This window comes from Flavobacterium bizetiae (genome assembly GCF_024271895.1).
Taxonomy (GTDB): Bacteria; Bacteroidota; Bacteroidia; order Flavobacteriales; family Flavobacteriaceae; genus Flavobacterium; species Flavobacterium bizetiae.
On record NZ_CP091861.1, the window covers coordinates 5,119,243 to 5,135,640 of the forward strand.

Sequence of the window (16,398 nt, forward strand, 5' to 3'; positions counted from 1 at the left end):
TAAATCTTAATTAAAAATAAAAACATCATGATTTTCAATTATAAAAAAAGCATACAAAAAGCCTTCATTATTACACCATTTCTAGCCTTATTATTGGCCGGATGTAGTGATAATGCTTTAGATACTGTTCCGGAAACGAGCATTTCTACCGAAACTGCTTTCAGCACACCAGCCAAAATTTTAGGTCAGGTAAACGGGCTTTACGGTCAGTTTAGCAATCCTTCTTTTTACGGCGGACGTTTCATTATTTTTAATGAACAAAGAGGAAACGAATTCAGCCAGAATGATGGTAATAATTCAACCGGAGCCAATGTTTGGAACCAAACCATAACCTCATCAGGAGATTTTGTAAACTCAGTTTGGAGCGTTGCTTATACGACGATTAACTTTTCGAATATTCTAATTGATAATCTGGCAAATTCTACTGTCATTACAGAGGATCTACGTAAAAATTATATTGCAGAAGCTAAATTTGTAAGAGCAATTTCGTACTTAAGTTTAGTACAGACTTATGCAAAACCTTATGCCCAAAATAGTGCTGCATTGGCGCTTCCGCTAAGATTAAAAGGAAACACTTCAGGCGGATTAAACGATCTTGCTTTTAGCAGCGTTGCCGATGTTTATACGCAGATTTTAAAAGATCTTGACGATGCAGAAGTCGATTTGCCGGAAAGTTACGCAACAGGAATTCTAACCGCTTCAAGAGCACATAAAGCCTCTGCAATTGCCTTAAAAACCAGAGTTTATTTAAGCAAAGGCGACTATGCAAAAGTAATTACCGAAGCCAGTAAATTAGTTCCTGCAACCGCTCCTTTTCAATATGTTTCCGGAAGTTTAACACATCGCTTAGAGCCAAATGTTGCGACCGTTTTTGGAGGTTCTTATGTTGGGAACGAAGCTATATTTTCGATTCCGTTTACCACTGCTGCCGAAGCTCCGGCTTTGCAAAGTGCTCTAGGTGGAAATTACCTAACGCCTGTTATTTATTTTAATACAGCAGCCATTATTGCTGATCCGGTTTATGCTTCTCCAACTTCTGCAGATGCCCGAAAAGGTTTGGTGATCACGAATGCAAACGGGCAAAAATTACTGAACAAATTCAAGAAAAATGGTGCCCCTTTTACTGATTATGTTCCTGTGATTCGTTATGCCGAAATTTTACTGAATTACGCCGAAGCCGCTGCTCAAAACGACAATTTACCTTTGGCGAGAACTTTATTATCAGCGGTTCGAAATCGTTCTGATGCTGCATACATCTTCACCACGGGAGTAACCACAAAAGAAGAATTAATCGGGACTATTTTAAACGAAAGAAGAATCGAATTGGTAGGCGAAGGATTCCGTACTCCGGATTTATTGAGAAGAGTTCAGGCACTTCCTGCAAAAACAGGAAATGCAGGTGCTGCTCCTGAAGTTTTGCCTACAGCGGCAAATTATGTTTGGGCAATACCAAGTAACGAATTGGCATATAACAAGCTGGCTCCGAGATAGCATTAGAATTTTAGAAAATATAAAGCATTAAAAACAAAAAAGAAATAACGAAATGAGAACTAATTTAAAATGCCTGGCTATAATCTTCGCTACGACGGTTATCAATGCACAGCAAAAAAATACCGTCGAAAAGATTTTCATCAACGGTAATATTATTACGGTCGATGCCAAAAATAGTACGGCACAAGCAGTTGCGGTAAGCAACGGTAAAATTCTTGCGGTTGGAACTAATAGTAAAATCGAAAAATTAAAAGACAAAAACACCATTGTTGTCGACCTAAAAGGCAAAACCGTTGTACCGGGATTTATTGATGGTCATAGCCATTTTATGGGTTTATCGCGATCAACTACTGTAAATGTTGGTTCTCCACCAATGGGTGACGTTAAAAATATTGCAGATTTAGTAGCACGTATTCAGTTTTTTCAAAAGCAAAAAAATATCGCTCCAGGCGAATGGATCGATGCTTACGGATATGACCAGGATCAATTAGAAGAAAAAAGACATCCGAATAAAGAAGATCTCGATGCTGCTTTTCCTAACAATCCCGTTACGATTACAAACATCAACGGACATATGTCGGTTTCGAATTCGTATGCTTTAAAACTTTCAGGGATTGATGCCAATACAGCTAATCCTCCTGGTGGAGCCATCGAAAGAAAAAAAGGAACTAACGAACCAACAGGATTATTACAGGAAAATGCCAGCCGATTATTGAAAAGACCAGCAAAACCTGCTCCTACTCTAGACGAACAATTAAAAGGTTTAAAAGAGCAACAATTGTTTTATGCAAGCAACGGAATTACAACTGCTCAGGACGGATATTCAAGTTTTGAATCGGTTGAATTATTACACAAAGCGGCAGAAAGAAATGAGTTGTTTATCGATATCGAAGCTTTGCCGGGTTATCCAACTTTAGATAAAGTATTAGAAAATCCTGCATACAAGTTTGGTGTATTAAAAAATCACCTGAAACTGGCGGGAACAAAAATGATTGCTGATGGTTCTCCTCAAGGTAAAACGGCATTTTTTAGTAAATCCTATTTGGTAGAAGTTCCGGGTTGTAATCATGACGAGTGTACAGGTTTCCCAAATATTACTCAGGAACAGTTTAATGATTTAGTGATTAAAGCATTCAAAAATAATGTTCGTCCGTTTGTGCATTGCAACGGAGATGCGACAATCGATATGTATCTAAAAGCGATCGAAAACGCCAATAAAACTTTAAATATAAACAGCAATGATCGCAGACCAGTTACGATTCACTCGCAATTCGTACGACCTGATCAGTTAGACGATTATAAAAAACTGGGGATTATTGCTGCTTTCTTCAGCAATCACGCTTTCTTTTGGGGCGATGTACACGTTCGCAATTTAGGTGCAGACCGAGCTAACTTTTTAAGCCCGTTAAAAACTGCCATTAAAAAAGGGGTTGTTGCTACAAACCATACCGATTATCCGGTTACGCCATTAAATCAGTTGTTTTTATTGTGGACTTCTGTCGAAAGAAAATCACGTTCGGGACAAGTTATTGGTCCTGACGAACGCTTAACTCCTATCGAAGGTTTGCGTGCGATTACGATAAATGGTGCTTACGAATATTTCGAAGAAAATAGCAAAGGTTCTATCGAAACCGGAAAACTGGCAGATTTAGTAGTTCTGTCCGATGATTTAACCAAAATAGATCCTTCGAAAATAAAAGACATTACAGTTCTTGAAACGATTAAAGAAGGAAAAACAGTTTTTAAAAAAGATTAATCTAAAACTCAAAAAATGAATCAGATAAACATTAATCCCGCACCTGCAGTATCGATGAGAATTACTAAAAACACTTCTGAAATTTACTGGTTTAGTGAAGCTGATAAGCATTCACAGGGAAAGAATAAAAAATTAAAAAAGGCTTTAAAAAAGAATAAAGAAAATGATTGAAGGTAAAATTGAAACAGTAGTCATTAGAACGCCGCAAAGAGTCGCAGAAATTTCGTGGTTCAATGATATTATTGGTGGAGATACAGCATATTTAGGCGTTCTGGATAATGATCGCCGAAGCAGTTACGAGCATTGTCGTGAGATTACATTAGAAGCAGAAAAATTAGGTTTTAGCAATATTCTTTATCCATCGGCTTATACGGTAGGACAAGACGGATTGGCTTTTGCAGCAAGTGTGGCGCCCGAAACGAATAAGATTACATTTTTATTAGCAATCCGTACCGGAGAAGTGCATCCACCTATGTTGGCACGAGCAATTGCTTCATTAGATCATATGCTGAAAGGAAGATTGATATTGAATATCATCAACTCTGATTTACCGGGAACGCGAGAAGATCCTAATTTAAGATACCAAAGATGTTCTGAAGTGATTCAGATTTTGCAACAAGGCTGGACACAAGACAGAATATCGCATAAAGGTGAAATTTATCAGTTTGATTTGCCATCAGATCCTGTAAAATCATATCAGCAAAATGGTGGTCCGTTATTGTATTTTGGAGGAACTTCTCCTGGTTCAAGAGCCGTTTGCGCCAAACATTGCGATGTGTTTTTGACCTGGCCCGAATCTGAAGAATCGATGTATGCCACTCTAAAAGAAATGAGCGAACGTGCTGTTGCCGAAGGAAGAACAATTGATTTCGGGTTAAGAATTCACGTGATCGTTCGCGAAACGCAGGAAGAAGCCAGAGCTTACGCGAAAAAACTAATTTCAAAATTTGATGAAGAACGCGGATTAGAAATCAGAAGTCGTGGAGAAGATTCGCGTTCGTTAGGGGTTTTAAAACAAGACGAATTAAGAGAAACTTCTGATGAAGATGGTTATGTAGAAGATATTCTTTGGACAGATATTGGTAAAGTTTTCTCGGGCTGCGGAAGCGGTTTGGTAGGAAGTGCCGATCAAATTGTAGAAAAACTAAACCGATACATGGATATGGGTTTTCGATCTTTTATTTTCTCTGGTTTTCCTTTGATTGAAGAAGCGAACTATTTTGCCAAATTGGTTTTACCACGTTTGCCTAATGCTTCGTTACCACATTTGCAAGGAAGAATTCCGCAAGAAATACCTACAACGCCTTTAACCAATGCCGAATTGGTTTAGCTATAAAAACAAAAAATTAGAATGTCAGAAATAGAAAAAAAACAAGAATACAAAAGAGAACTCGGTCTTGCCGATGCTGCCTTATTGGTCGCCAGCGGAATGATTGGTTCTGGAATTTTTATTGTGAGTGCCGATGTTACGCGTAATGTGGGATCGGCAGGTTGGCTAATTTTAGTGTGGTTAATTGGCGGATTCATGACTTTAACTGCAGCGGTGAGTTATGGCGAATTAAGCGGAATGTTCCCAAAATCAGGAGGGCAATATGTATATTTAAAAGAAGCTTACAATCCGCTTGTGGCATTTGTTTACGGCTGGAGTTTGTTTACCGTGATTCAGACTGGCACCATTGCAGCGGTTTGTGTATCGTTCTTTAAATTTCTGGCATATTTTTTTCCGCTATTCAGCGAAGATTTGGTCGCATTCAAAATTGGAGAATCTTTTACCGTTTCTCCGGCGCAACTTTCCTCGATTGTTTTGCTATTTATTTTAACCTATATCAATACCAAAGGGGTAAAACTCGGAAAAGTAATTCAGAAGTTTTTTACCGGAACCAAATTAATAAGCTTACTAATTCTTATTGTATTCGGGTTTATCTTTTTTAAACCCGAAGTGTGGCAGGCCAACTGGACAAATCCTTTTCATTTGCAAAAATTAAATCCGGATGGTTCGTTTTTGCAATATACCAATACGCCTGCTTTTTGGGGCGCCATTGCTTCGGCTTTAGTAGGAACCGTAATTAGTTACGATGCCTGGAATAATGTGACTTTTGTTTCGGATGAAATTAAAAATCCAAAACGAAATATTGGATTGAGTTTGCTTTTAGGAACTGCCGTTGTAACTCTGATTTATATTTCTTTGAATGTAATGTTTACCGCAGTTTTACCCGTTGAAGCTATTGGAACACCAGAAAAAGACCGAGTGGGTATTGCTGCTGCTCAGGCTATTTTTGGCTCAAGCGGAACTTCGATTATTGCGTTAATGATTTTGATCGCTTCTTTCGGTTGTGCCAACGGAATGATTTTATCCGGCGCGAGAGTGTATCAAAGTATGGCAAAAGACGGTTTGTTCTTCAAGAAAACAGCCATTTTAAATAAACATTCTGTTCCTGCAAATGCACTTTGGATTCAGTTTTTTATGGCGGTTATTTTGAGTTTAAGCGGCCGATATGGAAATCTACTAGACATGATTTCTTTTGTTGTTGTATTGTTTTATGTCATCACGATTGCCGGAATTTTTGTCTTGCGAAGTAAAAAACCGGACCACGAAAGACCTTATAAAGCTTTTGGATATCCGTTTTTACCCGCTATTTATATCCTTTTAGGATCAGCATTTTGTATTTTATTAATCATTTATAAACCGACTTATACCTGGCCGGGATTAATCATCGCAGGTATCGGAATACCCGTTTTTTATATTAGAGATAAATTTTCAAAGCCATAAGAAACAGCAATTTAAACCATTTGGCATTTTTTTTTAAAGTTGTAATATTTTAATCTCTCAAAGACGCAGTCCCGAGGCTTCGGGAGCAAAGTTTTTTAAGTTTTATGTTCTTATTTTAAAATTAATTTCGCTAAGATGCAGAAGTCATCAATACTATAAACTTTGCGTCCTTGCGCCTTTGCGAGATTATTTCAACCCAGTAAAAAAAAACCTTGCGCACTCCTAATGTGTTTAATATTATTTGACGAGTCGCTTTTAAATGTTTTAAAGCCCAAATTCAGATTAGTTGATTTTTCATAACAATGTTAGTTACCAACCTAAAAACAAACCATTATGAATTCATTTTATCAAGAAATAGCAAACAACCATCAGAGTTTATTGATCCTTCCTCAAAAAAAGGTAATTCATCAATTTATTGAGGATTTATTCTCTGTTTTATTTTCGAATACTTCAAAACGTTTTGGAGATTTATCCATTATCAAAAACAAATTTGAAGTTTTAGAAAAGCAATTTAATGAAATCGTAATCGACTATTCCTTGAGGAAAGACGACAGTTTTGAGGAAACTAAACTTTTTTTTGAAGCATTGCCTAATCTGTACAAAAAAACATTAAACGATGCCGAAACGATTTTTGCCAAAGATCCTGCAGCCAAATCTATAGAAGAAGTTTTGTACGCCTATCCCGGATTTTTTGCAATAGCCGTTTACCGATTTTCGCATCAAATTTGGAATCAGGAATTGAAACTTCTGGCAAGAACGTTTTCTGAATATGCGCATATTAAAACGAGTATTGAAATTCATCCCGGCGCGCAAATAGGCAACGATTTTGCCATCGATCACGGAACCGGAATTGTGATTGGTGAAACGACTATTATTGGCGATAATGTGCAAATTTATCAGGGTGTTACATTGGGCGCTTTGAGTGTAAAAAAAGAAGAGGCTTTTATAAAACGCCATCCTACGATTGAGAACAATGTTATTATTTATTCGAATAGTACCATTTTAGGAGGTCACACGGTTGTTGGGAGAGATTCTATCATTGGAGGAAATGTCTGGCTGACTTATAGTGTTCCGTCAAATTCTGTGGTGTATCATAAAAACGAAATAAAGGTGAAGGATAATAATCCGTTTCCGGAGCCTATATTTTATTCGATTTAGATTTTTTTTGAACCATGTAAGGGATATAAGGACATATAAAAGGTTATGACAACTTTCTCAAAGTTCGAAACTTTGACAAAGTACTAAAGTACAGTTTGTCATCTCGAGGGACGAGAGATCTGCGTTAGTAGCTCGACAAAGATTGGCGATTTAGATTGTGGAGTTTCTAGTGTGATCCTTCCTTCGTCAGGATGACAAAAATGAGGATAATACTTTGTCAAAGTGTTCGCCGCATAGTTTGTCATCTCGAGGAACGAGAGATCTTCACTAGTAGCTCGACAAAGATTGGCGATTTAGATTGTGGAGTTTCTCGTGTGATCCTTCCTTCGTCAGGATGACAAAAATGAGGATAATCGTTGGGCGTAAAACTTTGTCAAAGTTCGAAACTTTGACAAAGTAGTGACGTACAGTTTGTCATCTCGAGGGACGAGAGATCTTCATTAGTATCTCGACAAAGATTGGCGATTTAGATTGTGGAGTTTCTAGTGTGATCCTTCCTTCGTCAGGATGACAAAAATGAGGATAATACTTTGTCAAAGTGCTGACCGCATAGTTTGTCATCTCGAGGAACGAGAGATCTCCGTTAGTAGCTCGACAAAGATTGGCGATTTAGATTGTGGAGTTTCTAGTGTGATCCTTCCTTCGTCAGGATGACAAAAGTGAGGATAATATTGTTATGAAAATGAATGTCCTAGCCCCGATAGAAGAGGAAATCCTTTTGTGCCGGTGTTCGGCACAAAAGATTGGAGCGTATAGCGGGATTAGCTCCTGAAAAAAAATAGAAAATCGGAATGTCTCTATATTAAAAAAACACAACGGATCTAAAACTAAAATGAACTTACATTACTTATATGGTTTAAAAAACAAAGCATCATGAAATATCAAAATATACTAGAAACCATAGGAAATACACCTCACGTAAAACTCAACAAGATTTTTCCGGAACATCAGGTTTGGATTAAGATTGAAAAGTCGAATCCGGGGGCGAGTATCAAAGACAGGATTGCATTGGCAATGATTGAAGATGCGGAGAAAAAAGGGCTTTTGAATCCTGATTCGATTATAATTGAACCTACTTCGGGAAATACCGGAATTGGACTTTCGTTGGTTGCTGCCGTAAAGGGATACAAAGTGATTCTGGTTATGCCGGAATCTATGAGTATCGAAAGACGCAAAATCATGAACGCTTATGGTGCCGAATTTGTTTTAACGCCTAGAGAAAAAGGAACTTCGGGCGCGGTAGAAAAAGCAAAGGAATTGGCCTTATCGACTCCAAATTCGTTTTTGCCTTTTCAGTTTACCAATCCTGCAAATGTTGAGATTCATGAGAAAACAACGGCTCAGGAAATTCTACAGGATTTCCCGGAAGGTATTGATTACCTCATCACTGGAGTTGGAACGGGCGGACATATTACGGGAGTTTCGAAAATTTTGAAACAGCATTTCCCTAATCTTAAAACGTATGCCGTTGAACCTGCTTTATCGCCGGTTTTAAGCGGAGGTTCTCCTGCCCCACATCCTATTCAGGGAATTGGCGCCGGGTTTATTCCGGAAGTTTTTAATCGGGATTATGTCGATGTGGTAATTCCGGTAGAAAAAGAAGACGCTTTTTATTTTGCTAAAAGATTACCAAAGGATGAGGGAATTTTTGCAGGAATTTCGACAGGAGCGTCTTTGGCAGCGATTTCAAAAGAGATTCATAAAATTCCAAAAGATGCGGTTGTATTGACTTTTAATTACGATACGGGTGAACGATATCTTTCGGTAGATGAGTTGTTCGATCCGCTTTCATAACATTATAATTCAACAATTTACGCATTATTTCATATTAAATTAAACAACATTTATTTCGTATCATTTAATTTTTAACATAAATTTACTTATACAACAAAACAGCATTTTTTGAAGGTAAAAATTCTTAAAATACTGTTCCAAAAATAAGATAACCATTAAACTATTAAGCCATGGCTGAATCAAAACAACAACAGACAGCATTAGGAGATGTTGCAGCAAGACAATTAGCAATTGCAACACGTACAGTCCCTCAAATTGGAACAATTTCACCACGTTGGCTAACGCATCTTTTGCATTGGACACCAGTAGAATCTGGAGTATTTCGTTTGAATAAAGTAAAAGACGGAAGCCATATCGAAGTCGATTGTTCTGCGCGCGACGAAAGGGTTTTACCCAACACTTTTGTTGATTATATCGATAATCCAAGAGAATACAATCTGGCAGCGGTTCAAACTATTGTAGATGTACACACAAGGGTTTCAGACCTGTACAGCAAACCATACAATCAGATTTCTGAGCAACTTCGTCTGGCAATTGAAACAATCAAAGAACGTCAGGAAAGTGAATTAATCAATAATAAAGATTATGGTTTGTTAAGCAACGTTGCAAAATCGCAAATTATTAAAACCAGAACGGGCGCACCAACTCCGGACGATTTAGACGAATTATTGACAAAAGTTTGGAAAGAACCGGGATTTTTCTTGTTGCATCCTTTGGCAATTGCTGCTTTTGGCCGCGAATGTACACGTCGAGGTGTTCCGCCTCCTACAACTTCTTTATTTGGTTCTCAGTTTTTAACCTGGAGAGGAATTCCGCTTATTCCATCTGATAAATTACCAATCGTAAACGGAAAATCGAAAATCATCTTATTGCGCACGGGTGAAAGCCGTCAGGGTGTTATTGGGCTAATTCAGCCAGGATTACAAGGCGAGCAATCACCAGGATTATCTGTTCGTTTTATGGGAATCAACGAAAAAGCCATTGCATCATATTTGGTATCTCTTTATTGCTCTTTGGCAATTTTAGTAGACGATGCCATTGCGGTTCTTGAAGATGTAGAAATAGGAAAGTACCATGAGTATAAATATTAACAACGACGGTTTACCTAACATTGATGATTTGCAGCTTTTGGCGAACGAATTGTTCAATACATTACCTAATGAGTTTCCTAAGGAAATTTCGTTAAGTCCTGATCGAAATGAACATCCGCGTGCTACAAAAATTGCAGAAACATTGTTGAGTGCCGGAAACTTAAGCGGTCACAGCGCGACACCTCTCCCATTACAGGATATAGCAACGCCACCTTCTGGTGCGCCTGCATTTAGCGGTTTTGGAGCGTCACCCACTGTTGCCAATTATGGTTCAGGAGCTTCGGCTTTATATCCTAATGCCGGAGCAGGATTTGATCCTCAAAGTGGGGTTTCTCCATCGGGAATTCCACACGGAAATAATGTCAATGTCAACAATCCGCAAACGGGTTTTAACGATGCCAATTTTAAGAATGGCGGAACGGCACAATCTAACGAAGAAAGCTTTTTCTCGAAATTGCTTTTAAACAATGATTATCTGCCTTTTCAAACCGAAAGTTCTTCTTTTGAAACGGAATTAAATGCGGCATTAAAATTTGTTGATACTCAATTTACAAAACGTTTAGATTTTCCGTTAAACGGAAATGAAAATATCAATTCGTATTATTTTCTGGATCAAAATCCGTTTGCTTTTGATCAGAGAAACAGCAATTTAGTTGTTGGAAATACTTTTGAAAAGCCAGATTTTGGTAATATTTCAGGTTCTCGTTTTGATGCTAATCTTATTAAAAAAGATTTTCCTATTTTAAGAGAAACTGTAAATGGCAAACCTTTAGTTTGGTTTGATAATGCGGCTACGACACAAAAACCACAATCGGTTATTGATCGTATTGCTTATTTCTACGAACACGAGAATTCGAATATTCACCGTGCAGCGCATGAATTGGCAGCTCGTGCATCTGATGCTTACGAAGCGGCTCGCGAAAAAGTAAAAACTTTTTTGAATGCTTCTTCGATCAACGAAATTGTATTTGTTCGCGGTGCTACAGAAGGGATCAATTTGGTGGCTCAAAGCTGGGGCGATCATAATTTAGTTGCCGGAGACGAAATCATTGTGAGTAATCTGGAACATCATGCGAATATTGTTCCGTGGAAACGTTTGGCAGATAAAAAAGGATTGAAACTTCGTGTAATTCCTGTTGACGATGACGGACAAATTTTGTTAGACGAATATTCGAAACTTCTGAATTCGAAAACACGTTTGGTTGCTTTTACGCAAGTTTCTAATGCATTAGGAACCGTAACTCCAGCCAAAGAAATTGTAAAAATGGCACATGCTGTTGGTGCAAAAGTTTTAATTGACGGAGCACAATCGGTTTCGCACATGAAAGTTGACGTTCAGGATTTGAATCCGGATTGGCTGGTATTTTCCGGACATAAACTTTTTGGTCCAACCGGAATTGGCGCTTTATACGGAAAAGAAGATTTACTCAACGAAATGGAACCGTACCAAGCTGGCGGAAACATGATTCAGGATGTAACTTTTGAAGAAATAAAATACCACAAAGCACCGAATCGTTTTGAAGCTGGAACCGGAAACATTGCTGATGCCATTGGTCTTGGAGCTGCGATAGATTATGTTACAAAATTGGGTATTGATGCAATCGGACAATACGAACATCAATTACTGGATTATGCGACAAAGTTATTAAAGGAAATTCCGGGTGTTCGACTGATAGGAACTGCAGCGAATAAAGCAAGTGTGCTTTCCTTCAATTTACAAGGTTATACCAACGATCAGGTTGGTCAGGCTTTAAATAAAGAAGGTGTTGCAGTAAGAACCGGACATCATTGTGCGCAGCCTATTTTGAGAAGAATGGGAGTTGAAACTACGGTTCGTCCGTCTTTGGCTTTTTATAATACTACACAAGATGTCGATACTTTCATCAAAACTTTGTGGGAGCTTAAAAAGTTAGATTTTAAAATACTATAGAGAAATGTCTTGTACATCTTCTTAAAAAAATAATTACTTTTTTTGATATTTTAAGTAGTTATAACCAAAAGCGATTGTTCCTGGAACAGTCGCTTTTTTATTTTTTAATTTGAATTTGTATTGAAGGTTTCACGCAGATTTTACAGATTGAAGCCGATTTAAAATAATTCGAGAAATTCGTGTAATTCGTGGCGAAAAAAAATCATTTTAATCATTCTAATCTGTGGCAAAAAAAGTTTCTCGCAGATTCAGCAGATTGAGCAGATTATAAAATCCCTTTAATCATTCTAATCTGTGGCAAAAAAAAAAATTCGAGAAATTCATGCAATTCGTGGCGAAAAAAATCCATTCTAATCATCTAATCTGTGGCAAAAAAAGATACAGATTTAAAACATTCTATAAACAAAGAACCATTCCGTGAAATACGGAATGGTTCTTTATGTAGAAATTGAAAAATTTATGATAATGCTTCAACAGCTGGCGACATTACATCTGAAGATGTTCTGGACAAAGTAAGCGGATCTAAATACCCTAAGAAAAAAGTATCGATTATCTCCTGAAAAACAGGATGAGCCCCTTCGACCTGAGAAAAAAGCGTCATTGACGAACATAATTTACGAGCATCTAAATCTCCTAAAATAGACTCGATTGATTTTCTTTTAAAAGTCAATAACAGTTCCGAAATCTCTATAAGATGTTTGGCTAAAATAGGATGATCAAGAAAATCTTTGGCTTCTGTAAGATCAGAAATAGCGTAAAACTTTGAGATATTACTTGTTCCCAATCCTTTTATTTGCGGAAAAACAAACCACATCCAATGGCTTTCTTTCTTTCCTTTCTTCATTTCAGAAAAGGCAGTTAGATAAAGTTTATTCTGTGCATCTAAAAAACGCGTAAGATCAGTATTTGAATACCCCATTATAGTAGAATTATTTTTATAAAAATTAATAAAGCCGTTTGTTCCTTTATTTTAAAACTAAAAAACCTCTTTTAAGATTCGTTTTTAATTTCATTTTTAAAGACATTCAAAACTACTTATCAACTCGTCTAAAAAAATTATACAATTAATGTCGTTTATTATATAATTTGAGGTATTGCTATAAAAACAAAAAAGTTGCAAGAATGATCTTGCAACTTTTTTTTATAATTAACCTAAGTTTGTTAGTCTCTAAACTCATTTAGTGATTTCTCGATAATTTCAAGACATTCCTGAATTTGAGTTTCGGTCATCACCAATGGCGGAGCTAATCTAATTTTATTTCCGTGTGTTGGTTTTGCTAATAATCCGTTATCTCTAAATTTTAGGCAAATTTCCCAGGCAAGATCTGAATCTTCCCCACAATTGATTACAATGGCATTTAGTAAACCTTTTCCACGAACTAAAGTAATTAGGTTGTTTCTTTCTGCAATCTCGTTTAGACCTTTTCTTAAAATGATTCCTAAACGTTCTGCATTTTCAGCCAGATTTTCTTCTTTAATTACTTCAAGTGCCGCAATGGCAACAGCTGCAGCAACAGGATTTCCGCCAAAAGTCGATCCGTGTTGACCAGGTCTGATAACATTCATGATTTCGTCATTGGCTAAAACAGCCGAAACCGGGTAAACTCCACCAGAAATTGCTTTACCTAAAATCAAGATATCAGGCTGAACATTTTCGTGATGTACCGCTAATAATTTTCCGGTACGTGCAATTCCGGTCTGAACTTCATCTGCAATAAAAAGAACATTATGTTTTTCGCACAATGCTTTTGCTTTCGCTAAATATCCCTCAGATGGTACATAAACTCCTGCTTCGCCCTGAATTGGTTCAACCAAAAATCCTGCTATATTTTTTGATGATTCAAGCGCTTTTTCAAGAGCCTCAAGATTATCATATTCAATTTTTATAAATCCTTCTGTAAAAGGTCCAAAGTTTTTGCGTGCGCCTTCATCATTAGAAAATGAAATAATAGTTGTAGTTCGACCGTGAAAGTTATTTTCGCAAACAATAACCTGAGCCTGGTTCTCCGGAATACCTTTTACTTCATAAGCCCATTTTCTACAAAGCTTCAAAGCCGTTTCAACCGCTTCTGCCCCTGTATTCATGGGTAAAACTTTATCGAAACCAAAATACTTTGTTACAAACTCTTCGTAATCTCCTAATTTATCGTTGTAAAAAGCACGCGAAGTCAAAGTCAGTTTTTGAGCCTGATCCACCATTGCTTTCACAATTTTTGGATGGCAATGCCCTTGATTTACCGCAGAATAAGCCGATAAAAAATCATAATATTTTTTTCCATCAACATCCCAAACGTATACACCTTCTCCTCTTTCTAACACCACCGGAAGTGGATGGTAATTATGAGCTCCGTATTTATTTTCTTTTTCTATCAAAACTTCTGATTTTGACGAAAGTGATTTATCAGTTTGTATCATGATTTATTTCTTTTAAAGTGCAAAAGTATTAAATTTTATTCATTTCAAGGTGCTAAAATTACAATTTTGACTTTAAAAACCTAATTACAAAGTCAAAAATCACATTTTTAAACATTAAAAAAATCAAATAGACTTGTCTTTACAAAGAGTTTTGTCTTGTTTATTGAAAAAAATAATTACTTTTATGAATTCGAAAATATTGCTATTTGAAGTAATGTAGTGTAGTCCCTAACGGGACATTTTCAATGGGATGCTATTTTTTCTACCAATATTTTATTCCTAACGGAATAATCTCGTAGAGATTAAATATTGGTAGAAAACAAACAATTCCGAATAGAATTTTGTCCCGTTAGGGACTACATACAATTCAATAGTTAAGAATAACACACACAATAACTCAATTTAAAATAATGGATATATTAGACGAATTTGATATTAGCATCATTAAAGAATTAGAAAAAGATGGCCGAATGGCGTTTTCTGCTATTGCTGCTAATTTAAAAATATCAAACACGATGGTGCATCAGCGTATTAATCGCATGATCGAGCAAGGTGTTATTAGCGGTATAAAACCCATTATTCAGGAAAAGAAAATTGGTTATGACTGGGCTTCTTTCACCGGAATTACCTTAAATAAAGATTCGGATTCAGATCGAATTATCGAAGCATTAAAAGATATTCCTGAAATTACCGAATGTTATTATGTAACGGGTTCTTTCACACTTTACATCAAGATTATTGCAACCAACCACGAACACATGCGAAGAATTCTTTACGAAAAAATCGACAGCATTCCGGGTATTGCCAAAACCGATTCTATTATCGAATTGGGATGCGCTTTTAAGCGTAATATTTCGCTGTAAAATAAATGCATTTCAGCTAATAGTGCTCCTCTTATAAATCAACATACAGAAACCTCGGAAGAAATACATTTCGAGGTTTTTTTGTAACATATTATTTCTGATATTTGTTTAAAATTGTACCACTATGAAAAATTCGGCCCTTCTATTATTTGCTACTATATTGTTTTCTAACACTATAAATGCACAATTAAAACCAGTAAAGTATAAAGATGGTTCTCAGGCATTAAACGGATTATTTGTTAAATCTGCCAAAAAAAGCAGTCAAAATCCGGGAATTTTACTTTTACCGGCCTGGTTAGGAATCGACAAAGCCTCTAAAGATATTGCAGAAAATTTATCGAAACTAGGTTATAATGTTTTCATCGCTGATATTTACGGCGAAGGAAACTACCCTACCAACACTGCCGAAGCCGGAAAACAAGCCGGATATTACAAAAAGAACTACGAAATTTACCAAAAACGTATCGATGCAGCGTTACAGGAATTGATTAAATCTGGTGCCAATGCTGATAATATTGTAGCTATCGGATATTGTTTTGGAGGAACCGGAGTTCTTGAAGCTGCCCGCGGACATTTGAATCTAAAAGGTGTAGTTTCGTTTCACGGAGGTTTAGGCAAAGATGCAACTCGTCCTGTTACGCCTATTACGACAAAAGTTTTAGTTTGTCATGGTGCCGATGATCCGTTTGAATCTAAAGAAGAAATTACTGCTTTTCAGCAAGAAATGCGTGACTCAAAAGCCGATTGGCAAATGATTTATTATGCAAATGCTGTTCACTCTTTCACCAATCCTGAAGCCGGAAACGATAACTCAAAAGGTGCAGCGTATAATGCGGTTGCAGCAAAAAGATCATTTGAACATTTAAAGCTTTTCCTGAACGAAGTATTAAAAAAGTAATACTGTATTGATGGCACACGGATTACACTGATTAAACGGGTTTACACAGATTTATAAAATTAATTCGTGCTAATTCGTGTTTATTTGTGAATACCGATAGCTAGCGGGATTAGAAAAAAAAACAGCCTAAACCTGTTTAACCCGTAACATCCGTGGGCAAAAAATCAGCATAAACCATTTAAACACGCCTCACCCGTGGGTCAAAAATAACAACCAAAATCAAACCAAAGTA

General features: G+C 36.8%; 13 protein-coding genes. 11 read left to right on the plus strand and 2 right to left on the minus strand.

Going from position 1 to position 16,398, the window contains the following annotated elements; all coding sequences use genetic code 11:
• The first annotated feature begins 27 nt into the window (after window positions 1-27).
• From L0669_RS21020 to L0669_RS21060, 9 genes are all read left to right on the plus strand, one after another.
• A complete protein-coding gene (locus L0669_RS21020; protein ID WP_263759828.1) occupies window positions 28-1,491 on the plus strand; it encodes a RagB/SusD family nutrient uptake outer membrane protein in 1,464 nt (487 codons plus the stop codon).
• A 52-nt stretch (window positions 1,492-1,543) separates the two neighbouring features.
• Window positions 1,544-3,247 (plus strand): amidohydrolase, encoded by a 1,704-nt coding sequence (locus tag L0669_RS21025; RefSeq protein WP_263759829.1) that lies wholly within the window; start codon window positions 1,544-1,546, stop codon window positions 3,245-3,247.
• 15 nt (window positions 3,248-3,262) lie between these two features.
• Window positions 3,263-3,418, plus strand: a complete 156-nt coding sequence (locus L0669_RS21030; RefSeq protein ID WP_173968693.1) for a hypothetical protein — start codon at window positions 3,263-3,265, stop codon at window positions 3,416-3,418.
• Window positions 3,411-4,577, plus strand: a complete 1,167-nt coding sequence (locus tag L0669_RS21035; RefSeq protein ID WP_263759830.1) for an LLM class flavin-dependent oxidoreductase — start codon at window positions 3,411-3,413, stop codon at window positions 4,575-4,577. Before L0669_RS21030 ends, L0669_RS21035 begins: the two co-directional genes overlap by 8 nt.
• A 21-nt stretch (window positions 4,578-4,598) precedes the next feature.
• Complete coding sequence (locus L0669_RS21040) at window positions 4,599-6,017, plus strand: APC family permease (protein WP_263759831.1); 1,419 nt, start codon at window positions 4,599-4,601, stop codon at window positions 6,015-6,017.
• 333 nt (window positions 6,018-6,350) lie between these two features.
• The gene (epsC, locus tag L0669_RS21045) at window positions 6,351-7,175 is read left to right on the plus strand and encodes a serine O-acetyltransferase EpsC (protein ID WP_263759832.1); all 825 of its coding nucleotides are present in this window, start codon (window positions 6,351-6,353) and stop codon (window positions 7,173-7,175) included.
• Window positions 7,176-8,048: 873 nt separating this feature from the next.
• Window positions 8,049-8,969 carry a cysteine synthase A gene (gene cysK / locus L0669_RS21050; protein WP_263759833.1) on the plus strand — a complete coding sequence of 307 codons (921 nt, stop codon included), beginning with the start codon at window positions 8,049-8,051 and terminating at the stop codon, window positions 8,967-8,969.
• A gap of 170 nt (window positions 8,970-9,139) precedes the next feature.
• Entirely contained in the window at window positions 9,140-10,060 is a 921-nt protein-coding gene (locus L0669_RS21055; protein WP_173968703.1) for a family 2A encapsulin nanocompartment shell protein, read from the plus strand.
• Window positions 10,044-11,990, plus strand: coding sequence for a family 2A encapsulin nanocompartment cargo protein cysteine desulfurase (locus L0669_RS21060; RefSeq protein WP_263759834.1), 1,947 nt, complete (start codon window positions 10,044-10,046; stop codon window positions 11,988-11,990). The genes L0669_RS21055 and L0669_RS21060 overlap by 17 nt, the downstream gene beginning before the upstream one ends.
• A gap of 457 nt (window positions 11,991-12,447) precedes the next feature.
• Here the strand turns inward: L0669_RS21060 and L0669_RS21065 are convergent, their stop codons facing one another.
• Both L0669_RS21065 and rocD read right to left on the minus strand, forming a co-directional pair.
• Window positions 12,448-12,909 carry a DUF1810 domain-containing protein gene (locus L0669_RS21065; RefSeq protein WP_263759835.1) on the minus strand — a complete coding sequence of 154 codons (462 nt, stop codon included), beginning with the start codon at window positions 12,907-12,909 and terminating at the stop codon, window positions 12,448-12,450.
• A gap of 242 nt (window positions 12,910-13,151) precedes the next feature.
• Window positions 13,152-14,405 carry an ornithine--oxo-acid transaminase gene (rocD, locus tag L0669_RS21070; RefSeq protein WP_263759836.1) on the minus strand — a complete coding sequence of 418 codons (1,254 nt, stop codon included), beginning with the start codon at window positions 14,403-14,405 and terminating at the stop codon, window positions 13,152-13,154.
• Window positions 14,406-14,815: 410 nt separating this feature from the next.
• Between rocD and L0669_RS21075 the strand changes: the two genes are divergently transcribed.
• Together L0669_RS21075 and L0669_RS21080 are read left to right on the plus strand one after the other, a co-directional pair.
• Window positions 14,816-15,268, plus strand: coding sequence for an Lrp/AsnC family transcriptional regulator (locus L0669_RS21075; RefSeq protein ID WP_173971841.1), 453 nt, complete (start codon window positions 14,816-14,818; stop codon window positions 15,266-15,268).
• A gap of 124 nt (window positions 15,269-15,392) precedes the next feature.
• On the plus strand, window positions 15,393-16,166 hold the full coding sequence (locus L0669_RS21080; RefSeq protein ID WP_263759837.1) for a dienelactone hydrolase family protein: 774 nt from the start codon (window positions 15,393-15,395) through the stop codon (window positions 16,164-16,166).
• The last annotated feature ends 232 nt before the right edge of the window (window positions 16,167-16,398 follow it).